The organism is Micromonospora sp. II (assembly GCF_001709195.1).
Classification (GTDB): Bacteria; Actinomycetota; Actinomycetes; order Mycobacteriales; family Micromonosporaceae; genus Micromonospora; species Micromonospora chalcea.
The window spans coordinates 134,998-157,838 of record NZ_LYXF01000003.1 but is presented as its reverse complement, the minus strand read 5'-3'; the positions used below and the strand labels follow the sequence as shown (position 1 = coordinate 157,838).

The 22,841-nt window shown below is 73.1% G+C and carries 22 protein-coding genes and 1 pseudogene; 10 read left to right on the top strand and 13 right to left on the bottom strand.

From position 1 onward, the window contains the following. Positions 1-58 precede the first annotated feature (58 nt). Positions 59-997: a helix-turn-helix domain-containing protein gene (locus tag A8711_RS00775; protein ID WP_069087199.1), complete on the bottom strand. Its 939-nt coding sequence runs from the start codon at positions 995-997 to the stop codon at positions 59-61. 93 nt (positions 998-1,090) lie between these two features. Here A8711_RS00775 and A8711_RS00770 point away from each other — a divergent pair, with 93 nt between their 5' ends. After that, positions 1,091-2,098 (top strand): saccharopine dehydrogenase NADP-binding domain-containing protein, encoded by a 1,008-nt coding sequence (locus A8711_RS00770; protein ID WP_069087198.1) that lies wholly within the window; start codon positions 1,091-1,093, stop codon positions 2,096-2,098. Between the two features lie 55 nt (positions 2,099-2,153). On the opposite strand, the gene A8711_RS00765 is transcribed toward A8711_RS00770, so the two are convergent. Next, entirely contained in the window at positions 2,154-2,612 is a 459-nt protein-coding gene (locus A8711_RS00765) for a lamin tail domain-containing protein (protein ID WP_064447599.1), read from the bottom strand. A 289-nt stretch (positions 2,613-2,901) separates the two neighbouring features. Here A8711_RS00765 and A8711_RS00760 point away from each other — a divergent pair, with 289 nt between their 5' ends. The 3 genes and pseudogenes from A8711_RS00760 (at position 2,902) to A8711_RS33085 (ending at position 5,987) form a co-directional block, all read left to right on the top strand. Then, complete coding sequence (locus A8711_RS00760) at positions 2,902-5,007, top strand: cellulase family glycosylhydrolase (RefSeq protein WP_069087197.1); 2,106 nt, start codon at positions 2,902-2,904, stop codon at positions 5,005-5,007. Between the two features lie 109 nt (positions 5,008-5,116). After that, positions 5,117-5,449 (top strand): annotated as a pseudogene (locus A8711_RS33090) (alpha/beta fold hydrolase); the annotation flags it as partial. Positions 5,450-5,678: 229 nt separating this feature from the next. Beyond that, on the top strand, positions 5,679-5,987 hold the full coding sequence (locus tag A8711_RS33085; RefSeq protein ID WP_369830097.1) for a hypothetical protein: 309 nt from the start codon (positions 5,679-5,681) through the stop codon (positions 5,985-5,987). 6 nt (positions 5,988-5,993) lie between these two features. Here A8711_RS33085 and A8711_RS00750 read toward each other — a convergent pair whose 3' ends face one another. After that, on the bottom strand, positions 5,994-6,458 hold the full coding sequence (locus A8711_RS00750; RefSeq protein ID WP_069087196.1) for a hypothetical protein: 465 nt from the start codon (positions 6,456-6,458) through the stop codon (positions 5,994-5,996). Between the two features lie 103 nt (positions 6,459-6,561). On the opposite strand from A8711_RS00750, the gene A8711_RS00745 reads away from it, so the two are divergent. Continuing rightward, complete coding sequence (locus tag A8711_RS00745) at positions 6,562-7,017, top strand: hypothetical protein (RefSeq protein ID WP_124778959.1); 456 nt, start codon at positions 6,562-6,564, stop codon at positions 7,015-7,017. Positions 7,018-7,242: 225 nt separating this feature from the next. On the opposite strand, the gene A8711_RS00740 is transcribed toward A8711_RS00745, so the two are convergent. The 4 genes from A8711_RS00740 to A8711_RS00725 form a co-directional block, all read right to left on the bottom strand. Then, positions 7,243-7,434 (bottom strand): hypothetical protein, encoded by a 192-nt coding sequence (locus A8711_RS00740; protein ID WP_043326835.1) that lies wholly within the window; start codon positions 7,432-7,434, stop codon positions 7,243-7,245. Between the two features lie 117 nt (positions 7,435-7,551). Next, on the bottom strand, positions 7,552-8,271 hold the full coding sequence (locus A8711_RS00735) for a hypothetical protein (protein ID WP_069087194.1): 720 nt from the start codon (positions 8,269-8,271) through the stop codon (positions 7,552-7,554). 127 nt (positions 8,272-8,398) lie between these two features. Beyond that, complete coding sequence (locus A8711_RS00730; protein ID WP_069087193.1) at positions 8,399-9,631, bottom strand: DUF4352 domain-containing protein; 1,233 nt, start codon at positions 9,629-9,631, stop codon at positions 8,399-8,401. 75 nt (positions 9,632-9,706) lie between these two features. Beyond that, entirely contained in the window at positions 9,707-10,363 is a 657-nt protein-coding gene (locus tag A8711_RS00725) for a 4'-phosphopantetheinyl transferase (RefSeq protein WP_069087192.1), read from the bottom strand. Between the two features lie 129 nt (positions 10,364-10,492). Between A8711_RS00725 and A8711_RS00720 the strand changes: the two genes are divergently transcribed. Continuing rightward, the gene (locus tag A8711_RS00720; RefSeq protein WP_043326829.1) at positions 10,493-10,762 is read left to right on the top strand and encodes a hypothetical protein; all 270 of its coding nucleotides are present in this window, start codon (positions 10,493-10,495) and stop codon (positions 10,760-10,762) included. A gap of 51 nt (positions 10,763-10,813) precedes the next feature. Here the strand turns inward: A8711_RS00720 and A8711_RS00715 are convergent, their stop codons facing one another. The 3 genes from A8711_RS00715 to A8711_RS00705 all read right to left on the bottom strand — a co-directional run bounded on the left by A8711_RS00715 (position 10,814) and on the right by A8711_RS00705 (position 14,851). Then, positions 10,814-11,587: a peptidase gene (locus A8711_RS00715; RefSeq protein WP_069087191.1), complete on the bottom strand. Its 774-nt coding sequence runs from the start codon at positions 11,585-11,587 to the stop codon at positions 10,814-10,816. 2 nt (positions 11,588-11,589) lie between these two features. Continuing rightward, entirely contained in the window at positions 11,590-12,885 is a 1,296-nt protein-coding gene (locus tag A8711_RS00710) for a VWA domain-containing protein (RefSeq protein ID WP_043326826.1), read from the bottom strand. 286 nt (positions 12,886-13,171) lie between these two features. Then, positions 13,172-14,851 carry a dolichyl-phosphate-mannose--protein mannosyltransferase gene (locus tag A8711_RS00705; RefSeq protein ID WP_043326824.1) on the bottom strand — a complete coding sequence of 560 codons (1,680 nt, stop codon included), beginning with the start codon at positions 14,849-14,851 and terminating at the stop codon, positions 13,172-13,174. Positions 14,852-14,943: 92 nt separating this feature from the next. On the opposite strand from A8711_RS00705, the gene rsmI reads away from it, so the two are divergent. Then, positions 14,944-15,783 carry a 16S rRNA (cytidine(1402)-2'-O)-methyltransferase gene (gene rsmI / locus A8711_RS00700; protein WP_064447607.1) on the top strand — a complete coding sequence of 280 codons (840 nt, stop codon included), beginning with the start codon at positions 14,944-14,946 and terminating at the stop codon, positions 15,781-15,783. A gap of 65 nt (positions 15,784-15,848) precedes the next feature. Here the strand turns inward: rsmI and A8711_RS00695 are convergent, their stop codons facing one another. Then, positions 15,849-16,676 carry a hypothetical protein gene (locus A8711_RS00695; protein ID WP_233514586.1) on the bottom strand — a complete coding sequence of 276 codons (828 nt, stop codon included), beginning with the start codon at positions 16,674-16,676 and terminating at the stop codon, positions 15,849-15,851. A 127-nt stretch (positions 16,677-16,803) separates the two neighbouring features. Here A8711_RS00695 and metG point away from each other — a divergent pair, with 127 nt between their 5' ends. Further along, positions 16,804-18,606 (top strand): methionine--tRNA ligase, encoded by a 1,803-nt coding sequence (gene metG, locus A8711_RS00690; protein WP_043330658.1) that lies wholly within the window; start codon positions 16,804-16,806, stop codon positions 18,604-18,606. A 57-nt stretch (positions 18,607-18,663) separates the two neighbouring features. On the opposite strand, the gene A8711_RS00685 is transcribed toward metG, so the two are convergent. Together A8711_RS00685 and A8711_RS00680 are read right to left on the bottom strand one after the other, a co-directional pair. Beyond that, a complete protein-coding gene (locus tag A8711_RS00685) occupies positions 18,664-19,515 on the bottom strand; it encodes an alpha/beta fold hydrolase (RefSeq protein WP_043326820.1) in 852 nt (283 codons plus the stop codon). A 61-nt stretch (positions 19,516-19,576) separates the two neighbouring features. Continuing rightward, positions 19,577-20,821 carry a hypothetical protein gene (locus A8711_RS00680; protein ID WP_069087190.1) on the bottom strand — a complete coding sequence of 415 codons (1,245 nt, stop codon included), beginning with the start codon at positions 20,819-20,821 and terminating at the stop codon, positions 19,577-19,579. 81 nt (positions 20,822-20,902) lie between these two features. On the opposite strand from A8711_RS00680, the gene A8711_RS00675 reads away from it, so the two are divergent. Both A8711_RS00675 and rsmA read left to right on the top strand, forming a co-directional pair. Continuing rightward, positions 20,903-21,808, top strand: a complete 906-nt coding sequence (locus A8711_RS00675; protein ID WP_064447609.1) for a TatD family hydrolase — start codon at positions 20,903-20,905, stop codon at positions 21,806-21,808. 79 nt (positions 21,809-21,887) lie between these two features. Further along, positions 21,888-22,757, top strand: a complete 870-nt coding sequence (gene rsmA, locus A8711_RS00670; protein ID WP_069087189.1) for a 16S rRNA (adenine(1518)-N(6)/adenine(1519)-N(6))-dimethyltransferase RsmA — start codon at positions 21,888-21,890, stop codon at positions 22,755-22,757. Positions 22,758-22,841: the final 84 nt, after the last annotated feature.

Genomic DNA, 22,841 nt, shown 5'->3' with positions numbered 1-22,841 from the left:
CGATTGTCAGGCGACCGTCCCCTCGGGCGGCACGAACCGACCATAGCCGCTGTGCCGGTCAGCCTCGGCGGAACGTCCGGCGGTAGGTGTCCGGCGGCACGCCAACTGTGCGGTGGAAGTGCCGGCGCAGCGTCGTCGCCGTACCCATGCCTGACGCCTCCGCGACGGCGTCGATGCTGTCGTCGGTGTTCTCCAGCAGTTCCTGCGCCCGCCGGATGCGCTGCGTGGCCAGCCACTGCGACGGTGTGGCGCCGGTCGCGGCGGTGAAGTGCCGGACCAGGTTGCGGGTGCTCATGTTCACCTGGCGGGCCAGGTCGGCGACGGTGAGCGGGCGGTCCAGCCGCGCCATCGCCCACGGCAGCAGCGCGGCGAGCGGGTGGTCCTCGCGGGCCGGGACCGGGGTGGTGACGAACTGGGCCTGGCCGCCGGCGCGGTGCGGCGGCACGACCAGGCGGCGGGCGACCGCGTTGGCGACTGTGGAGCCGTGGTCGCGGCGGATCAGGTGCAGGCAGAGGTCGATGGCGGCGGCCTTGCCGGCTGAGGCGAGCACGGTGCCGTTGTCCACGTAGAGCACGTCCGGGTCGACGTGCACGCGGGGGTAGCGGGCGGCGAGCGCCTCGGTGTGCGCCCAGTGGGTGGTGGCGCGCAGCCCGTCGAGGATGCCGGCGGCGGCGAACACGAACGCGCCGGTGCAGAACGAGACCATCCGGGCGCCTGCCGCGTGGGCGGCGCGGACCGCCTCGACCAGATCGGACGGCGGGTCGGCGTCGGTGTCCTCGATCGCCGGGACGATCACCGTGTCGGCGCGGGCCAGGTGGTCCAGTCCGTGGTCGGGCGTGATGGCGAACCGGCCGACGCCGACCGGGCCGGGGCCGCAGACCACCAGGTCGTACCAGGGGTCGGCCAGCCCGGTCGGGTCGCGGACGAAGATCTCGCAGGCCGCGGCCAGTTCGAAGTGCAGCATCCCGTCGGTGGCGGCGAGCGCGATGGTGGCCATGTCCGAAACTGTACGGGCATTGGCGTTTGCGACACTGGCTCGGTGCTCGGCGCCCGGCGAGGATCATTCCAGTCGATCTTCTGAGGGGGCGTCATGCGGGTGGCGGTGTTCGGGGCGTACGGGCACACCGGGCGGTTCGTGGTGGCGGAGCTGCGCGAGCGGGGGTACGAGCCGCTGCCGCTCGGGCGCGACGCCGGGAAGCTGGCGGCCGCGTTCCCGGCGGGGGAGCGCCGGGTGGCGGCGGTGGACGATCCGGGCTCGCTGGACCGGGCGCTGGCCGGGGCGGCGGCGGTGGTCAACTGCGCCGGGCCGTTCGCCTCGACCGCGGGCCCGCTGATCGAGGCCGCGCTGCGCGCCGGGATTCCCTACGTCGACGTGGCGGCCGAGATCGAGGCGAACCGGGACACGTTCGCGCACCACGCCGAGCGTGCCGAGGCGGCCGGCGTCGCGGTGGTGCCCGCCATGGCGTTCTTCGGCGGACTCGGTGACCTGCTGGTCACCGCCGCGATGGGGGACTGGACGGCGGCCGACGAGGCGCACGTCGCGTACGGGCTGAGCAGCTGGCACCCGACGGCCGGGACGGTCGCCTCCGGCGTCGTGTCGCGCGAGCGCCGCGACGGCCGCCGGGTCCGCTTCACCGGCGGGCGACTGGTGTACGCCGACGGCGACCTGCCCCGGCTGGACTGGGAGTTCCCGGCGCCGCTGGGCGTGCGGCCGGTGCTCGGCGAGTTCACCATGGCCGACGTGGTGACCGTGCCGAGTCACCTGGACATCCCGGAGGTGTGCACGTACATGACCGCCGACGCGGCCCGCGACCTGGCGGCGGGGGACGCTCCGGCCGCTGTGGACGAGCGGGGCCGGTCCGCGCAGACGTTCACCGTCGACGTGGTCGTGCGTGCCGGTGACGTCCGGCGGCGGGTGGTCGCGCACGGGCGGGACATCTACGCGATCAGCGCGCCGCTCGCGGTCGAGGCGGTGCACCGTTTGCTCACCGGGCGTACCCGGGCCAAGGGTGTCGCCTCGGCCGGCCGGATCTTCGACGCGCCGGACTTCCTGCGCGCGCTGTCGGACCACCTCACCGTGCGGTCGCTCGCGGCGTGACGGACGGAGACGGCCGGCCCCCCGGATCGGGTGGGCCGGCCGTTTCGCGGCGTGGTCAGCAGCTGGTGTAGCCGCGGCCGCCCTTGCCCCAGCTGCAGCTGTCGACCAGGCTGCCGGAGGGGTTGCGCAGGTAGGCGGTGTCGCCGTCGTTGTTCCAGACGTACGCGGCGCTGCCCCAGTAGCGGTGGGTGCCCTTGTTGGTGCCCTTGCCGGTGTGGATGACGATGCTGTTCCCGGCGGCCACCTTGAAGTCGCCGGTGAACGAGTAGACGTGGCCGGCCTTGTCGCGCACGTAGTAGCCCTTGAGGTTCTGGACCGTCTTGCGCTTGTTGGTCAGCTGGACGTACTCGGCGTTCAGGCTCGCGTTGGAGCGGGTGTCCTTGCCGGGGGAGTCGTAGTACACCTTGGTGATCATGAAAGGCGGCGTGGCGGCCTGGGCCGGAGCGGCGGCGGCGAACGTGCCGGCGAGGGCGATGGTGATCGCCGACGCGATGCCGAGAAGCCTTCTGCGCACGATGTCCCCTTGAGGTCAGAGCGGTGTTGGCGGGCGAGAGCGTAGCGAGGATTCCCGGCCGAAATTGTTCCCACGAGGCGTGTCCGGCGGGTTTCGGACCGGCTGGCGGGTCCGGTGTGGCCGGTCGTCGAACCGGCCCGGTCGGTGGGGTGAGGCCGGGACGCCGGAACGGTTACGCATCCACATATGCCGATTGACAATGTTTGGAATCCAAACTTATTCTCGCGCTGGGCGGGTGCGCGCCCCGCCCTCCCCGTCCACGCGCCCACCCCACCACGAAGGAACCACCATGTTCCGCTCTTTCCGTACCGCCCGATTGCGGGTCGGCCTGGTCGCGGCGACCGCCGCCACACTCGTGGTCGGCACCGCACTGCTGGCGACGAACGCCCAGGCGGCGGCCGGCTGCCGCGTCACCTACACCACCGCCAGCCAGTGGCCCGGCGGCTTCACCGCGAACGTCGACGTGACGAACCTGGGTGACCCGGTAAACGGCTGGACCCTGCGCTGGACGTTCCCGTCCGGCCAGCGGGTCACCCAGGCGTGGAGCGCCACGGTCACCTCCTCCGGCGCCGACGTCACCGCCACGAACGTCGGTTACAACGGCGCGATCGCCACGAACGGCACCGTCTCGTTCGGCTTCAACGGCTCCTGGACCGGCGCGAACACCGCGCCCACCGCGTTCACGCTCAACGGCGTGGCCTGCACCGGCGGCGTCGGCGGAACCACCCCGCCGCCGACCACCACGCCCCCGCCGACCACGCCGCCCCCGACCACCCCGCCGCCCACGACCCCGCCGCCGGCGGGCAACGCGATGGCCGCCGTCGCCGCCATGCAACCCGGCTGGAACCTCGGCAACTCCTTCGACGCGGTCGGCGCGGACGAGACCGCCTGGGGCAACCCGCGGGTCACCGAGGCGCTGCTGGACAACGTCCGGGCGCAGGGCTTCAACAGCATCCGCATCCCGGTGACCTGGAGCAACCACCACGGCGCCGCGCCGAACTACACGATCGACTCCGCCTGGCTCAACCGCGTACGCGAGGTGGTCGGCTGGGCGCTCGCCGACGGCTTCTACGTGGTGCTCAACATCCACCACGACTCGTGGCAGTGGATCAACACGATGCCCACCGACCGCACAGGCGTGCTGAACCGCTACAACGCGCTCTGGACCCAGATCGCCGCCGCGTTCAAGGACTCCTCGCCGAAGCTGACCTTCGAGAGCGTCAACGAGCCGCAGTTCACCGGCAGCTCCGGCGACGCGCAGAACGCCACGCTGCTCAACGAGCTGAACACGTCGTTCCACCGCATCGTCCGCCAGTCCGGCGGAAACAACGCCACCCGGTTGCTCGTCCTGCCGACCCTGCACACCTCCGCCGAGCAGGCCCGGGTGGACGAGCTGGTCAGCACGTTCAACACGCTCAACGACCCGAACCTGATCGCCACCGTGCACTTCTACGGGTACTGGCCGTTCAGCGTGAACGTCGCCGGCGGAACCAAGTTCGACGCGACGGTCCAGCAGGACCTGACCGACCAGTTCGACCGCGTCTACAACGCCTTCGTCACCCGCAACATCCCGGTGATCATCGGCGAGTACGGCCTGCTCGGCTTCGACCGGCACACCGGCACCATCGAGCAGGGCGAGAAGCTGAAGTTCTTCGAGTTCCTCGGCCACTACGCGCGCAGCCGCAAGCTGACCACCCAGCTCTGGGACAACGGCCAGCACTTCGACCGCACGTCGTTCGTGTGGAAGGATCCCGAGCTGTTCGCGCAGATCAAGTCGAGCTGGACCACCCGCTCCGGCACCGCGTCCAGCGACCAGGTGTACGTGCCGCGCACCGGCACGATCACCGCCAAGAGCCTGACGCTCAACCTGAACGGCACCACGTTCCAGGGGCTGCGCCAGGGCACCACCGACCTGGTCAACGGCACCGACTACACGGTCTCCGGCAGCACGCTGACGCTCACCGCGTCGGCGCTCACCCGGCTGGTCGGCTCCCGCGCGTACGGCGTGAACGCCAACCTCCAGGCACGCTTCTCCGCGGGCGTGCCGTGGCGGATCAGCATCATCACGTACGACCCGCCGGTGCTCTCCAACGCGACCGGCACCACCGCCGCGTTCACGCTCCCGGCGCAGTTCCGCGGCGACCAGCTCGCCACCATGGAGGCCAAGTACGCGGACGGCAGCAACGCCGGCCCGCACAACTGGACCTCGTACAAGGAGTTCGACGTGACGTTCGCGCCGAACTACACCGGCAACACGATCGCGCTGAAGCCGGAGTTCTTCGCCGAGGTCAACGACGGTCAGCGGGTCACCCTGACGTTCCACTTCTGGAGCGGCACGAAGCTGACCTACTACGTGACGAAGTCCGGCAGCACCGTCACCGGCACGGTGAGCTGACGGCGACGGCACGGCTCGCGGCGGTGGGCGTCGACACCGCCGCGAGCCGGTCCGGCGGAGTTCCCCGCCGGACCGATGAGTTCCCGGGCCGGCGACGGTCGACAGAGGCATGAACACGCTTACTCTGCAGACGCCCGAGGTCGACCTCGTCTACGACATTCGCACCCCGACCGCCGCCGACGCCGGACACCGTCCGTTGTTCATGATCGGCCAGCCCATGTGCGCCGACGGCTTCGCCACGCTGGCCTCGTACTTCCCGGACCGGACCGTCGTCACGTACGACCCGCGCGGGCTCGGGCGCAGCGTCCGCAAGGACGGCCGCGGCGACGACGTGCCCGAGGTCCAGGCCCGGGACGTACGCGACATCATCGACGCCCTCGGCACGGGACCGGTGGACATGTTCGCCAGCAGCGGCGGCGCGGTGACCGCGCTCGCCCTGGTGGCCGCGTACCCGGACGCGGTGGCCACGCTCGTGGCGCACGAGCCGCCGCTGGTGCAGGTGCTTCCCGACGCCGAGGCCGCCCGGCGGGCCATGGCTGCCTGCCAGGAGGCGTACCAGAAGAGCGGCTGGGGCGCGGGTATGGCGGCGTTCATCGCCATGACGTCGTGGCGGGGCGAGTTCACCCGACGAGTACTTCGCCCAGCCGCTGCCCGACCCCGCCGCGTTCGGCATGCCGACCGAGGACGACGGCAGCCGGGACGACCCGCTGCTCTCCGACCGCGCCGCGGCGGTCACCCGCTTCCGGCCGGACGTGGACGCGCTGCGCGCAGCGCGTACCCGGGTCGTCGTCGCGGTGGGCGAGGAGTCGGCGGACACCTTCACCGGACGCACGTCGGTGGCCGCGGCCGAGCTGCTCGGCGGCAAGGCCGCGGTCTTTCCCAGCCACCACGGCGGATTCCTGGGTGAGGAGATGGGCCACGCCGGGCAGCCGGAGGCGTTCGCGCGCCGGCTGCGGGAGATCCTCGACGGCGCCGCCTGACCGGACTCAGGCGCGGCGCACGTCGGTGACCATGACCGGGTAGGGGCCGGCCGGCATGTCGGCCCCCGCCTGGTCGGCCGGCACCACGTTCTCCATCCGCAGCCGCAGGGTGGCCGGGTCGGCGGTGTCCACCGTGATCCGCCACTGCCATCCGTCGCCGTACCCGGCGCTCAGCTCGACCGCCGCCGCGCCGCCTGCCGTGCCGGTCAGCGTCATCGGCGTCGGCTGCTGGTGCCACGAGTCGCCCCACCAGGCGACGAGCGAGCCCGGCTGCTCGCCGGCGGCGATCACCAGCAGACCGTCCTGCGGCCCGTCGCCCGGATGGCCCCACGAGTACGACACGGTGGTCAGGTGGCCACCGGCGGCGGTCGCGACAATGGCGGTGGCCGGCGACTCGGCGAGCGGATCGGCGGGCATCAGACGGAAACCGCTGGTGCCGGCCCAGGACCCGGTGACGTCAGTGAGAACCATCGCCCCAGGATAGGAACCACCCCCGACACCGCCCGCCGACGCGGATCACGCGGCGCGCCACCGGGCCCGGTCCTCGCCGGCCTTGCGCGTGCACCGCATCAGCGTGCCCTTGACGGTACGGCCGGTCGCGCCGACCGGCGAGCAGAAAGCGCCAGGGTGGACGGCGCCCTGGACGGTGCCGGTGGACGGCCTGGTGGTCCGGGGCGCGCTCGTGGTCCGCTTCGGTGTCGGCTTGGGCGTGGTCCGCTTCGGCTTCGGCCGGGGCGCCGGACGCGCGGTCGCGGTCTGCGGCGACGGCTCGGCGGCCCGCGTCGTCGGCGGAGCGGACGGCGAGTCGGTCGGTGCGGCGACGTTCGAGGGCGAGCCGGACGAGTGGGCGGCAGGGGGCGGATCGGCGCTGCGCGCGGTCGCGGTCGAGGCGGCGCTGATCGACGCGGGCTTCTCGTCCGTCGCGCCGCCGACGGCGGCGATCCCGCCGCCGCAGCAGCACAGCACCAGCACGCCGCCGGACACGAGCACGGCTTTCGTGCCGCCGGAAAGCCGGCGCCACCAGGACTGATTCGGTATCGGCCATGATCTCTGCGGTGATGGCTTGGTCACGCAACTCAGTCTGCTTGCGTCATCAATGATTGCGATTGGTCAACTGGCGCGTTTCGCATCGACGCTCGGCGACCCGTGCCGCCGATCCGTCGAGACACACAAGCCGATCATCGTGGATGACCGGACGCCGAGAGATCTTGGAAGATTTCGGCCCCTATGGCAGCCGTTTGCTTCCAAGATCTGGCTAGGCGGTGAAGTTGTCGTCGGCGTCGCGGGCGTCCTCCTGGATGTGCTCGCCGGGGCGCTTGCCGCGGATCTCGTCCAGTTCCCGCACCCGGTCGGCCTCGGCGTGTTCGTCCTGGTTAAGGTCACCCAGACGGGCCCGGGCCGGACCGGCCAGGTTCTCCAGGTCGTTGTTCGCCCGTTCGACGCTCATGCCGCCTCCCCGGATCGTCGCGTGGCGGCCCTCGCCGCCTGCCACGTCGCGTCCCCGCTGACCCGCACGGCAAACCGCCGCCACCGGATCGGCGTCAGCCCGCATCCGGCCGGCCGGTCATGCGGTCGGCAGGGCCGTGAGCAGCTCCTCGGCGTGCCGCAGCGTGTCGGCCAGCCGGACGCGCGACTCGTCGTCCAGTGGGACCGACCGGGCCTGCCGTACCCGTTCCCGGGCGGCCTCCGGCTCCCCGAGTTGCAGCGCCATCTCGGCCCGGTAGACCAGCGCCTCCACCAGGACGGCGGGGTCGTCGGCCGCGTCGGGCCGGGCCAGCGCGCCGTCGAGGATGCGCGCGGCCTGAGCGGGATTACCGCGCGAGTCGCCCTGCACCACGGCGTTGCCGAGCGTACGGGCGAGCCCGCCCCGGTCGTCGTCGGCGTCGGGCGTCGAGGCCCGGGCCACGAACCGGATCCAGTTGCCGCCCGGATCGACGATGCTGAACCCGGAATGCCCGTCCTGGTTGCGGCGGGGCCGGGGCCGGGTCATCCGGGGTACGCCGGCGACCAGCACCTTGCCGTACGTGGCGCGCATGCCGTCGGCGAAGGCGCGGTGCAGGACGGTCAGGTCGTCGACCACCACCAGGCAGGAGCCGTACGAGTCGGCGGGGTCGAACCCGGCCATCCCGAAGAAGTGCAGGTTGAGGTCCTCCCGGCGCAGGGCCAGGTACGGGTTGGGGCGCTCCTGCCGGTGCGTCACCTCGAAGCCGAGCGCCTGGTAGAAGGGCGCCACGTCGTCAAGTGAGCGGCAGGGCAGCAGCGGGATGGTCGTCTCGTTCGCCATGCTCCGAGCCTGGCCACCGGGAGCGCCCACGCGCACATGGAAATGACCGTTCGGCCGGCGGGCACCGTCCGAACGGTCACCGGGGCCGGTCCGAGACGGACCGGCCCCGGTGCGGGTCAGGCGCGGGTCAGGGCTTCCAGGACCCGGCGGTACGGAAGCGGTGCTTGTACTCGACGACGCCGTTCTGGTCCTTGACGTCGAAGATGAGCTGACCGCTGCGCTTGGAGCCGGCGGGCAGGTTGTTGCCCGAGGTCATCAGCTTGCCGCACCCCGAGAAGGCGCCACCGATGCCGTTCTCCTCGGTGCCGTCCTCGGCCACCCAGGAGAAGTAGAACGGGTTGATCGAACCGGTGCCCTTGGTGATCTCGGCGGTCACGTCGGCGATCAGGAACATGCCCTTCTTCGGGCCGGGCATGATCTCGTTGCAGGCGGAGTTCCGGGTCCGGAAGTTGCCGACGGTGATCTCGATGGTGCCGTCGGTGTCGTTGACGATCAGCTTGTCGCCGGCCGGCATGTTGAAGGTCTTGTCGTCGGTGGTGCCCGGCTGCGGCGTGCCGGTGGGGCCGCCGGTCGGGGTCTGCTCGTCCGGGACGCCGTAGGTGACGCCCGGCGTGGGCAGCGAGTCAACCGCCTCCTGGGCCTTGTTCACGCCGCTGTAGACGGCGAAGATGCCGCCACCGCAGCAGAGCAGCAGCAGGAGCGCCGCGACGATGCCGATCGTGATCCAGACGTTCTTGTTCGACTTCTTGGCCGGCGGTCCGAACGGCGCTCCCGGCTGATACGGCGCGCCGGTGGGCGGGTACGGCTGCCCACCGCCCGGCGGCGGGTAGCCCCCCGGCTGCTGATACGCCGCGCCCGGCTGCTGGTACTCACTGCCCGGGGGCGGGTACGCGGTGCCCGGCTGCTGGTACTCGCCTCCCGGCTGCTGATACGCCGCGCCCGGCGGCTGGTACTCACTGCCCGGGGGCGGGTACGCCGCGCCCGGGGGCTGGTACTCACTGCCGGGCGGCGGGTACGGCGCGCCCGAGGTCGGCGGCGCCGGCGGGAACGCCTGGGTGGGAGCGGGCGGCGGGTACTGCTCACCCGGCCCCGGCTGCGGCGGGTACGGCGCCCCGGAGGCCGGCGGATACGGCGCTCCCGACACCGGCGGCTGCGGCGGCCCCGACACCGGCGGCTGCGGCGTGCCCGGAGGCGGTGGGTAGGGCGCGCCCGAGATCGGGGCCGTCGGCGCGTCCGGGGCGGGCGGCGGCTCGTAGGGGTCGCTCGGCGGCATCGGCGCGGTGGGGAACGCCTGCGTCGGCGGTTCCGGCGGCTGCTGGTTCGGGTCCGGTGACCCGGACGGAGGCTGAGGGTGGCTCACCGTACTCCTTGGGGCGCCTTCGGGATTTCAGTCGGAACGACGGTACAAGCCGGGGTCAACCCGGCCGACAGGGCGTCATCGATGTGGCAGGACGGCGGCGGTGCGGACCAGATCGTCGTCCACCGCGAACCGTCCGGTCACGCGCGACGGCGGGTCGGCCACCGGAGCGGCGGCGAGCCGGGCCGGCTCGATCTCGGCGTGGAACGTGCCCGCCTGCGGGTCGAGCGTGACGCGCGCGTCGGCGAAGCCCAGCCAGGTCCCGACGAGCGGGTGCCAGACCTTGTAGACGGTCTCCTTGGCGCTGAACAACACGGTCGGCCAGGGCATCCCGGCCGGCAGCCGGGCCAGGTCCGCCTCCTCGTCGGGGCGGCACACCTTCCGCCGTACCCCGGGGGAGAGCGGGCGGTGCCGCTCGGCGTCGATGCCGACGGCGCGTACGTCGGCGGCGCGGGCGGCGGCGGCCGCGCAGTAGTCCCGGGTGTGGGTGATCGCGCCGACGACGCCGGGCGGCCAGACCGGGGCCCGGTCCGCGCCGGCCGGCACCGGCGTGGCGGTCAGGCCGAGCGTGGCGAGTGCCCGGCGGGCGCAGACCCGGCCGGCGGTGAAGTCGCGGCGGCGGTGGAGCACCGCGCGCTCGCCCAGGGCGGCTCGTTCGGCCGGGAGCAACTCGCCGGACCAGTCGGCCGGGCCGGCCACCGACACGGCGACCACGGCCGGCAGCAGATCACGCACGTGCGACGGATGACGGAGGCACGCGGTGAACGTACCGTAACGCTGGGGCGTGCGGTGGCGCTGAAGGTGTGTTGCGGGGAGGCAACCGGCCCATCACGACCACGATTCCGAACAGGGAAGGAGCGGCGGATGACGCGTGGCGCGGAGGCACCGGGGAGGCGGGACGGCGAGCACGTGCCGGTGACCCCCGACTGGACCTGCGGCTCGTGCGGTGACGAATGGCCCTGCGCCACGAAACGTCACCACCTGCTGAGCGAGTACCAGGTGGATCGGGCGTCGTTGAGCGTCTATCTCGGCTCCTGCCTGGCCGCGGCCACGCAGGATCTGCGCTCCGTGCCGGTCACCGCGCTCCAGGACCGGTTCATCGGCTGGGTGCCGCGCGGCTCGAGGACGATCTGAGCTCCCGGTGGCCGTCGTGTCGGGTTCACGACGGCCACCGGGAGTGGTCCTTCAGCCGCGGCGGGGCCGCCGGGTGAGCGCGAAGCCCACCACGCCGGCCACGGCGGCGAGCACGCCGCCCACGCCGGTCCACACCCAGCGCGAGCCCGCGTCGGGGAGCCAGCCGGTCAGGTCGGTTTCCTCCTCGGCCACCGGCTCGGGGGTCGGCTCGGCGGCCAGCACGGTGCCGGCCCTGGTGTTCGGCACCAGCGGCGCGGCCAGCTCGCCGTCGTCGCCGGACGCGCCGCCCTCGTCGGTGGCGCCGACGAGCATCTCCACCTCGACCGGCAGGCCGAGGTCGGGCTCGGGCAGGTCGGTGACGGAGAGCCGGACGTAGTAGGTGCCGGGCAGCGGGTCGCCCGACCACGGCTCGGCCCACGGCCGTACCCGGCGCAGCGTGCAGCCGAGCGCCACGCTCGTGGCCGCCGCGTCCGCTGTCGGCGTCTGCGCGCCGGCCGTGCACGCCTGCCGGCGGCGCAGCCCGTCGAAGACGTCGATGGTCCAGGTGGACGCGCCGGTGCTTCGCTTCGGGAATGTGACGGTGGCGGTGATCTCGTGCACCTGCCCGGCGTCGGCCCGGAACGACCAGTACAGGTGGTCGCCGGTCGACGCGCCCACCTGCACCGGCTGCCCTGCGGTGACGGTGGTGGCGGTGAGGAACGAGGTGCCGGCCTTGGTCACAGTGGTCGCGCCGGGTGACGGACTGGGCGCGGCCAGGGCCGCCGCCGGGGTGAGCGCGAGACCGACGGCGGTGGTCGCCGCCGCGGCGCGGATCAGCGTACGCATGCTCAGTTCACCCTCCACGTGTGCACCCACCAGCGGGTGAGCAGTCCGGCGACCAGCCCGGTGAGCAGTCCGGCCAGCGTGAGCAGGAGCAGCAGCACCCAGCCGCGGCCGAGGTCCGGCCCGTCCGGGGCGGGGGAGGCGGCGACCACGTCGACCGTGAGCTCCACCGGCATACCCGGCTGGGTCTGCGTGCCGGGCTTGGCCGCGAAGGAGTTGCTGACCACCAGGCAGACGGTTCGCACGGCCTGCTCCGCGCCGGGGCTCGGCTCCGGGCTCGGGCCGTCGTCGTCCTCCTCCTCGGCGGCCGACCAGCGCAGTCCGGCGGAGACCACGTCGGTGCGCCCGCTTCCGGCGTCGACGCCGCGGACCAGTTCCCGCCCGTCCGGCGCGGTGGCGCGCAGCAGCACGCCGTAGTCCGGGTTGACCGGCCGGTCCAGCGCGACGCTCACCGAGGCGCGCAGCTCCTGGCCGGGCCGCACCGGCACCCGGTACCAGCGGTGCTCGGAGAACGCCTCCCGGTCGCTGTAGACGCCGGGGGCGAGCAGCGGCGCGCCCTGGCACGCCGCGCCGCCGCCGACCACCGCCGGGGTGGCCGTGTACGTGTCCCGGGCCCGGTCGACGAGCTGCTTGATCCGGCCGGTCAGCTCGTCGGCGCTCTGCGCCGCCGTGTAGGTGCCGCCGGTCGCGCCGGCGATGCAGAGCAACTGCTTGCGTACCTTCTCGTCCGGGGCGAGGCCGAGCGTGTCCACGACGAGCCGGGTGCCCTGGGCGGCCAGCTCGCGCGCCACCTCGCACGGGTCGGGCGGGGCGCAGGTGTCCTCACCGTCGGTGATCAGCACGATCCGGCGGGCGGTGCTGCCGGTGCCCAGGTCCTGCGCGGCGGAGCGCAGCGCCAGCCCGACCGGTGTGAAACCGGTCGGTCGCAGCCCGGCGACGGCGGCCTTGGCCTGGGTACGGTCCACCGGGCCGACCGGCACGATCTGCTGGGTGTCCAGGCAGCCCTGCTTCTTGTCCTTGCCCTGGTAGGTGGCGCCGAGCACCCGGATGCCGAGCTGTGTCTCGTCCGGCAGGGCGTCGACCACCTCGTTGAACGCCTGCTGCGCGACGGAGATCCGGCTGCGCCCGTCGATGTCCCGGGCCCGCATCGAGCCACTGACGTCGAGGACCAGCTCCACCTTGGGTGGCTCGGCGACGGGCTCGGAGGTCTCGTCGTCGGCCCCGGCGGGGCTCGGTCCGATCAGCGCGGCGGCCGTCAGCAGTCCGAAGAGGACAATCGTCGATCGTCTCTTGTTGATCACCGGGCGAAGTGTAGTGAGATCCACTTTGGAAGATCATCCGGGTCCGGCGTCCCTCTGCTCCTGCCTGGCGCCGGAGATTGAACCCGTTATGTTCCCGCAGGATGACCCACTGTTAGATGCCGGAGGTGAACCTTTCGGCAGTGGCGTGCCCGTCGCAAATCTGACCGGCCCGCACCCGTTGTGCCCGTGCCGGAGTGTGGTTAAGCTCTGTCTTGCGCGCCCCAATCGCCCGCTTCCCCCGTGGCAGGCGATCGGGGCGCGCTTCTTTGTGCCGGCGCCCGCGCCTCTAGATCCAGCGGCCGTCCAGCCACATCCGCGCCGACCACTCCGCGTACGGCAGCACCCGGCCCACGAAGATCGGGTAGAAGTACGCGAAACAGAGCGCCACCAGCAACACGTAGGCGCCCGCGATGATCCCGCCCACCATCCGCCGATCCCGTAGCTGCTGCGGATCGGGCGGCGCGGCCGTAGCGGTCGTCGCGGTTACCGGCGCCGGAGTGGTGATCGCGCCGAGCACATAGACCACCGCCAGCACCAGGAACGGCACCGCGGGCGCGGCGTAGAAGGAGAACATCGTCCGGCCGTCGAGCGCGAACCAGAACCACGGCAGCAGGCCGGCGGCGATGCTGAGCAGGATCGCGCCCGCCCGCCAGTCCCGCCGGGCCAGGCCGAGCCAGGCGGTCGCGGCGATCGCCGGCAGGAACGACCACCACAGCAGCGGCGTGCCCAGCAGCAGCACCTCCGACGCGCAGCTCGGCGCGCCACAACTGCCGTCCCCGGACCAGTGGAACGCCACCGGGCGGCCGAGCAGCAGCCACTGCCACGGCCAGGACTGGTACTTGTGCGGGTCGTCGAGCTGGGTGTGGAAGCCGTACGAGGCCTTGTGGTATTCCCACAGGTTGTTCAGCGCCCCGATGAACGGGGTGTCGCTCAGCTCCGGGTTGTTCGGGTAGCGCTCGGCCAGGCGGTAGTAGCCCTCGTCGCTGAGCAGCCAGCCCGACCAGGTCGCGACGTAGGTGACCACCATCAGCACGCCGGCCGCGAGCAGCCAGGGCAGCTCGTCCAGCACCGCGTCACGCCACGGACGGCGAACCCCTGCCGAACGGCGGACGCCCACCTCCCAGAACAGCACCAGCAGCGCGAACGCCGGCACGAAGTAGATCGCGCTCCACTTGACCGAGCAGGCACAGCCGAGCAGCACCCCGGCCGCCAGCCGCCACCACGGCCAGTTCCGCCAACCGGACGGAGGCCGCCCGGCCCGCCCCGGGCGGGTCGGGTCGAGCCCGGCCTCCAGGGCCCGCGTCCAGCGCCGTCGCCGGGCGTCCCGGTCGAGCACCAGCGCGCCGAACGCGGCCAGCACGAACAGCAGCAGGAAGATGTCGAGGATGGCCGTGCGGGACAGCACCAGGTGGAACCCGTCGAGCGCGAGCAGCAGGCCCGCCGCGCAGCCCAGCACCGTGGACCGGAACATCCGCCGGCCGATGCGGACCAGCAGCAGCACCGACAGTGTGCCGGCCACCGCCGCGCCGAACCGCCAGCCGAACTCCGGCGACGTCGTGATCAGGTGGCCCGGCACCGAGACGCCGCTGTCCGCGTCCTGGTAGCCGAAGGCCCACTCGCCGATCCCGATCATCCACTTGCCCAGCGGCGGATGCACCACGTACGAGGGGCCGTTGTCCTTGTAGTTCCACTCGACGCCGCGGTCGATCAGCCCGTACGCGTCCTTGGCGTAGTAGGTCTCGTCGAAGACCTTGCCGGGCGGGAAACTGAGCCCCACGAAGCGCAGGATCGCCGCGATCGCCACCACCACGGCTGTGGCCAGCCACGCCTGCCCCCGACCGATGCGGTCGTCGACGGTGGCGAGCCGGCGCCGCACGGCGGCGGGCAGCCCGCCCCCGCTGCCGTCGCCGCGCTCGGCGGTGGAAGGGTCCGGGTTCGCGCTCTGTGCTGTCGACGCACTCGTCACCCGGCGATCGTAGGCTGCGAGGGTGCCCGGTGGCGTCCATCGTCTCCGAAATTGGTACGACCATCGATGAGGGAGCACGCGCCGTGGGGGAAATGTCCGAGGTCGGACGGCTGGTGTTGCTCGGCGCGCCGCTGGGCAACCCGGCCGACGCGTCCGCCCGGTTCCGGGAGGTGCTGGCCGTCGCCGACGTGGTCGCCGCCGAGGACACCCGGCGGCTCACCCGGCTCGCCCGCGACCTCGACGTGACGGTGCCCGGCCGGATCGTCTCCTACTTCGAGGGCAACGAGGAGCGGCGCACCCCGGAGCTGGCCGAGGTGCTCGTCGCCGGCTACACGGTCGCGCTGGTCACCGACGGAGGCATGCCGAGCGTCTCCGACCCCGGATACCGGCTGGTCCGGGCCGCCCTGGACGCGGGCGTGCCGGTCACCGCCGCGCCCGGGCCGAGCGCCGTCACCACCGCGCTGGCGCTGTCCGGGCTGCCCTGCGACAGGTTCTGCTTCGAGGGCTTCCTGCCCCGTACCCCCGGCGCCCGCCGCTCCCGCCTGCGGGCGCTCGCCGCCGAGGACCGCACGCTGGTGTTCTTCGAGGCGCCGCACCGCATCGCCGGCGCGCTGGCCGACCTGGCCGAGGCGTTCGGCGCCGACCGGCCCGCCGCGCTCTGCCGCGAGCTGACCAAGACGTACGAGGAGGTGGTCCGCCGTCCGCTCGGCGAGCTGGCCGAGTGGGCCGCCGACGGCGATCCCCGGGGTGAGATCACGCTCGTCGTGGCGGGCGCGCCGGCCACGCCCGCGGTCCGGCCCGACGACGACACGCTGCGCGCCGCGGTGGCCGAGCGCGAGGCGGCCGGGCTGTCCCGGCGCGACGCGATCACCGAGGTCGCCACCGCGTACGGGCTGCGACGGCGCGAGGTGTACGCGGTGGTGCACAGCTGAAAGGAAGGGCCCCTTCTTAACGCCTGCGGTAGAGGAAGGGCCCCCTTTTAACACCTCACCTCACCTCACCAGGCGGCGGCCAGGAACCCGACGGTGATCAGCGCCGGCCCGGCCAGCGCCAGGCCGACCGCCCAGCGCCGCTGCCGCTCGTCCGCGAGCCGGGTCGCGCCGGTCCACCTGGCGATCCCGGCGGCGCACCCGGCCACCAGCGCCAGCCCGAGCAGCCAGCGCAGGTGCTGTCCGGGGCCGGTGTCCGCGTAGGCGGTCGATCCGTCCGGCCCGGTCATCCGGGCCGGCAGCAGGGTGCCGGTGGCGGTCCGCCCGGCCGGTACGCCACTGACCCGTACGCCGTGGGCCTGGAACCGGTCGCCGTCGGCCAGGAAGATCCCCCGGCAACGCTGGGTGAGCCCGCCGCCCGCGCACTCGGTGATCATCACGGTGCCGCCTGTCGAATGCCCCGCGGCCAGCCAGAACGGCCCCGCGCTCACCCAGGCGAAGAACGCGGCGAGCAGGCTCAACGCCAGCAGCACGGCGAGGCCGACGGGCGGGGTCGGCGGGAGGACCGGGCGGGCCGGCGCCCGCCGGACCGGCGGCCGGGCGGGGAGCGGGTGCGGCTCGTCGCGCAGCGGCGTGCCGTCCCAGTGCACCTCCTCGATCGGCGCCCAGCCGCCCGCCTGCGCGGCCCTGCGCTGCCAGCGGGGCTGCCGCACCGGCACCCGGCTCGGCACCGCGTCCACCGGCGCGCCGGTGGTGGGCTCCACCTCGACCGGCGGGTCCGCCGGGTCGAGCCGGGGCTGCGGCGCGACGGGCGTGCCCGCCGGGGCGGGTCGCGCCCGCCGGGTGGTGGCCGCCGACGGCTCCGGCGCCGCTGGTCTGTTGGTCACGATGTTCATTTCACACCGGTACGCCCGGCTTGCGGTGAAGCTCACGCCGCGTGTCGGCGACAAATCGGACGTACGGCCGGCGCCTGCCGCCCATTGGTTCGCGGCCCGCCCACCGCAATCACTAGGCTTGCTGCTCATGAGTCACGTTCTCGCCGCGGTCGCCTGGCCCTACGCCAACGGCCCGCGCCACATCGGCCACGTATCCGGATTCGGCGTTCCCTCCGACGTCTTCGCCCGGTACATGCGGATGGCCGGCCACGACGTGCTCATGGTCTCCGGCACCGACGAACACGGCACCCCGATCCAGGTGCAGGCCGACGCCGAGGGGGTCACCCCGCGCGAACTGGCCGACCGCTACAACCGGGTGATCGCCGAGGACCTGCGGGCGCTGGGCCTGTCGTACGACCTGTTCACCCGCACCACCACGCGCAACCACTACGCCGTGGTGCAGGAGCTGTTCACCGGCCTGTACCGCAACGGCTACATCGTCCCGAAGGTCACCACCGGCGCGATCTCCCCGTCCACCGGCCGGACGCTGCCCGACCGCTACATCGAGGGCACCTGCCCGATCTGCGGCTACGACAGCGCGCGCGGCGACCAGTGCGACAACTGCGGCAACCAGCTCGACCCGATCGACCTGATCGACCCCAAGTCGAAGATCAACGGGGAGACGCCGGAGTTCGTCGAGACCGAGCACTTCTTCCTCGACCTGCCCGCCCTGGCCGACGCGCTGCGGCAGTGGCTGGACAACCGCGAGGGCTGGCGCCCCAACGTGCTGCGGTTCTCCCGCAACCTGCTCGACGACCTCCAGCCCCGGGCCATCACCCGCGACCTGGAGTGGGGCGTGCCGATCCCGCTGGACGACTGGCGCGACCGGCCGGACAAGCGGATCTACGTGTGGTTCGACGCGGTCATCGGCTACCTGTCCGCGTCCATCGAGTGGGCCCGCCGCACCGGCGACCCGGAGGCCTGGCGCAAGTGGTGGTCGGCGGACGGGGAAGGGAAGGACGCCCGCTCCTACTACTTCATGGGCAAGGACAACATCGTCTTCCACTCGGTGATCTGGCCGGCGCTGCTCGGCGGCTACTCCGGTGAGGGGGCCCGCGACGGCGAGCCGGGCGAGCTGGGCCGGCTCAACCTGCCCACCGAGGTCGTCTCCAGCGAATACCTCACCATGGAGGGCCGGAAGTTCTCCTCCTCCCGCAAGGTGGTCATCTACGTCCGGGACTTCCTGGAGCGCTACGACGCCGACGCGCTGCGCTACTTCATCGCGGTGGCCGGCCCGGAGAGCAACGACACCGACTTCACCTGGGCCGAGTTCCTGCGCCGCAACAACGACGAACTGGTCGCCGGCTGGGGCAACCTGGTCAACCGGTCGGTGTCGATGGCGGCGAAGAACTTCGGCGCCGTCCCGCCGGTCGACCCGGCCGGGCTCACCGAGGCCGACCAGGCGCTGCTGGACACCGCGAAGGCGGGCTTCGCCACCGTCGGCGACCTGATCGCCCGGCACCGGCAGAAGCAGGCCATCGGCGAGGCCATGAAGGTCGTCGCCGAGGCCAACAAGTACCTCTCCGAGCAGGCGCCCTGGAAGCTCAAGGGCGAGGACGACAAGCCCCGCATGGGCACCATCCTGCACGTCGCGCTCCAGGTGGTCAGCGACGCCAACACGCTGCTCACCCCGTTCCTGCCGCACTCCGCCCAGAAGATCCACGAGCTGCTCGGCGGCACCGGCACGCACGCCCCGATGCCGGTGATCGAGGAGGTCGACGACCTCGACGGCGGGCCGTCGTACCCGGTGCTGACCGGTGACTACACGGTCGGGGCGCGCTGGGAGTCCGTACCCCTGGAAGTGGGCCGGCCGCTCGCGGCGCCGAAGCCGGTGTTCCGCAAGCTCGACCCGTCCATCGTCGAGGAGGAGCTGGCCCGGCTGGCCGGCTGAGCACGCGCGCGAACCGCGGCCCCGGGGATCTCCCCGGGGCCGCGATCGTCCGCCGGGTCAGGCGGTCGCCATGCTCGGCTTGCCGATGAACTCCATGATGGCCTTGTTGACCTCGGTGGGATGGGTCCACGGCGTGCCGTGCGGCGCACCCTTCAGCGTGACCAGCTTGGCGTCGGACAGCATGTTCACCAGCCGCTGGCCCGTCACCGGGAACGGCAGCACGTTGTCCTTGTCGCCCTGGATGATCAGCACCGGCACGTCGATGTTCGGCAGGTCACCGCGGAAGTCGGTCTGCCAGGCGTCCACCGAGTCGTGGGTGCCCTTGGCCGACGCCTGCGCGCCGATCTGCCAGTGCGCGTGGTACGCCTCGTCGCTGACCAGCTTCCCCCGGTTCTCACTGGCGTTGAAGAACGCGTCGCAGAACTGGGTCAGGTAGGCGAACCGGTCCTGGATGATCGCCTTCTGGAACCCCTCGAACATGCTCTTGTCGACGCCCTCCGGGTCGTCGGGCGTCTTCAGCAGGTACGGCGCCAACGGGGCCAGCAGGACCGCCCGGTCCACCCGGTCCGACCCGTACGCGCCCAGGTAGCGGGTCACCTCACCGGTGCCCATCGAGTGCCCGACCAGGATCGCGTTGCGCAGGTCCAGCTCGGTCATCAACACGTCCAGGTCGGCGGCGAACGTGTCGTAGTCGTAGCCCATGGCCGGCTGCGCGGAGTTGCCGAACCCACGCCGGTCGTACGTGATCACCCGGTACCCGGCGTTCAGCAGCGGACCGCTCATCTTCTCCCAGGTCGCCCCGTTGAACGGGAAACCGTGGATCAGCACGATCGGCTGACCGGAACCGTGATCCTCGTAGTACAGGTCGATGGGTGCGGAGTTCTCCGTACCGACGGTGACGAAAGGCATGTCGGGATTCCCCCTCAGCGCGGGCTTCTCGGACCCCAACGGCTTCCCGACCTGCCCCCGTCTATTCGTGCCGGGCCGGATAGGGCAGGTCCACCACCCGGTCGTCGGTCAGCTCGCCGCCCGGCGCCCAGACCTCGTACACGCCGCGTTCCAGACACTGAGCGCCGGTGGCGGCCACCGCGTCCGGATCCGGGCGGCGCAGCCGCAACCGCAGCCAGCCGCCCTCCTCCCGCAGCACCAGGCACGGCGCCCCGCGCCAGGTCGCCGTGCGCAGCCGCCGGGCCGGCGTGTCCACCGGGTAGCGGGCCGCCCGGGTCATCGCCAGCACCCGGAACCCGCCCGGCTGGTCGGCCACCGCCTCGTACTCCGAACCCGCGTACGTGCCGACGAGCCGGGTCGAGCGCGGCGCCTCGCCGGTCGGCACGTACTCCTGATCGGCGGCCAGGCCGGGCACCGCGGCGAGCAGGTGCCGCCACTGCGGACCCGCCAGGCGCAGCCAGCCCCGCTGCTCCGCCTGGTAGGTGTAGAGCACCACCTCCACCCCCTCGGCCGGGTAGGCCAGCAGCGTGGCGTTCGCCGGCATCGGCAGATCGGCGAACTCCCGGGTGACGAACTCCGGCACGAGCTGCGCGCTGCTCGGCACGAACCCGGTGCCCAGCACCGGCGGCCCGAGCCGGTCCCGGGGCGGCAACGCCATGAGCCCCCGGTGAGCCTCGCCCACCGGCACGTCGTAGTCGGCCGGGTCGGCGGCCCGCCAGCGCAGCGCGTACGCCACGTCACCGCCCTCGGAGTCGCCCCGCAGCACCGCCATCCCGGCCGGCGTCCGCAGGTGCGCCACGTCGTGCTCCCGGTAGCAGAAGCCGTGCGGCAGCCACCCCCGCACGTAGCCGGCGAGCTGGCGGGCGGAGAGCACCTTCACCATCCGGGTGCCCGGCCGGATCACCGCCGAGGCCCGCACCGCGGCCAACGTCGGGTCACCCGCCGCCCCCGGCTGCTGGCTGAGCCGGTGTACGTACGCCCAACCCCGGTCCCGGTGCACCGGCATCAGCAGCGGCGCGTCCGTCTCGTCGGCCGTCCCTGAGCCCCCGTGCACCGCGTCCACCTCGGTCGCGTGCACGAACCGGCGCCACGGATAGCCGCCCCCGGGCCGGGGACACCACTCGAAGCCGGGCGCCTCGTCGGCGCTGAACAGCTCGTACGCCGCGCCCCGGGCGATCTCCTCGGCCGGGTGCACCCGGCCGGCGTACGTCACGCGCAACCCGGCCCGGTCGGAGGCGGGCCCACCGGCATGGTCGGTGACTGTCACTCCGGGACGCTAAGCCCGCCAGATGTGGGGCGTGTGAACGGCCGGTGGCGGTCCGGGAACGCCGGCCCGCGCCGGTGTGTGATGCTGGCCGCGATGACCGAGCAGACCGAGACCCGCAAGCAGCGCGCCGCCCGCCGGGCCGGGGAGTTCCCGCCCGCACCCGAGCCGCTGCCCGTACCCGTGCCGGACAGCCACACCCACCTCGACATCACCGTCGGCGAGTTCGGCACACCGCCGGGCGGCGCCTCCGGCGACGACCCGGTGGCCGCCGCGATCGCCGTCGCCGCCCGGGCCGGCGTGGACCGGCTGGTCCAGGTCGGCGTGGACGTCGACTCGTCCCGGTGGGGCGCCGACGTCGCCGACCGGTACGCAGCGGTGCTCGCCACCGTCGCGCTGCACCCGAACGAGGCGCCCCGGCTGGCCGACCTGGACGAGGCGCTGCGCGAGATCGAGACGCTCGCCGGCCGGGACCGGGTCCGGGGCGTCGGCGAGACCGGGATGGACTTCTTCCGTACCGGCGAGGAGGGGCGGGCCGCGCAGGAGGAGAGTTTCCGGGCACACATCGCCATCGCGAAGCGGCACGGCAAGGCGCTGGTCATCCACGACCGCGACGCGCACGCCGACGTGCTGCGCGTCGTCGACGACGAGGGCGCCCCGGACACCGTGGTCATGCACTGCTTCTCCGGCGACGCCGACTTCGCCCGCGAGTGCGTCCGGCGCGGCTTCCTGCTCAGCTTCGCGGGCACCGTCACGTTCGGCAGCGCCGCCGCGCTGCGCGAGGCCGCCGCCGTCACCCCGCCCGAGCAGATGCTGGTGGAGACCGACGCGCCGTACCTCACCCCGATGCCGCACCGGGGACGGCCCAACGCGTCGTACCTGATCCCGCTGACCGTCCGTTTCCTCGCCGAGACCACCGGCGCCGACCTGGACACCCTCTGCGCCGCCATCTCCACCAACGGTGAGCGCGCGTTCGGCCCGTGGCGTTAAGAAGGGGCCCCTCCATATCGCGAGGCGTTAAGAAGGGGCCCTTCCTTCCCCTCGGGCGGGGGCGCTTACGCTACGGGGCGTGACCGGACTCCTCGGCCCGGCGGAGATCCGGGAAATCGCCGCGCGCCTCGGCGTCACGCCGACAAAGAAGCTCGGCCAGAACTTCGTGCACGACCCGAACACCGTGCGCCGCATCGTCACCACCGCCGGGCTGACCCCGGACGACGTGGCACTGGAGGTCGGCCCCGGCCTCGGCTCGCTCACGCTCGCCCTGCTCCCGGTCGCCGCGCACGTGCACGCCGTGGAACTCGACCCGGCGCTCGCCGCCGCGCTGCCGGAGACCGCCGCCCGCTTCGCCGGCGAGGCCGCCGGGCGGCTCACCGTCCACCCGGCCGACGCGCTGCGGGTCACCGCCGCCGACCTGGCCGACCCGGCGCCGACCGCGCTGGTGGCGAACCTGCCCTACAACGTCGCCGTGCCGGTCGTGCTGCACCTGCTCGCCGAGCTGCCCACACTGCGGCACGGCCTGGTGATGGTGCAGAAGGAGGTCGCCGACCGGCTCGTCGCCGGTCCCGGCTCCAAGGTGTACGGCATCCCGTCGGTCAAACTCGCCTGGTACGCCCGCTCCCGGGCCGCCGGCAAGGTCCCGCCGAACGTGTTCTGGCCGGTGCCGAACGTCGACTCCGGCCTGGTCGCGTTCACCAGGCGCGAACCGCCCCGGCCGGACGTACCCCGGAAGGCCGTCTTCGCCGTCGTCGACGCCGCGTTCGCGCAGCGCCGCAAGACGCTGCGCGCCGCCCTGGCCGGCTGGGCCGGCGGCGCGGACCGGGCCGCCGCGGCGCTCGCCGCGGCCGGCGTGGACCCGTCCGCACGCGGCGAATCGCTCACCGTGGAGCAGTTCGCCGCCATCGCCGCGTCGGCCCCCGACGGCTCCGCCGCCGAGCAGTAGGCTGGCGCCGTTGCCCGACCCCGCCGAGGAGCTGACCGTGCAGAAGCCGTTCGACATCCGCCCGCGTCCAGGGGAGCGCACCCG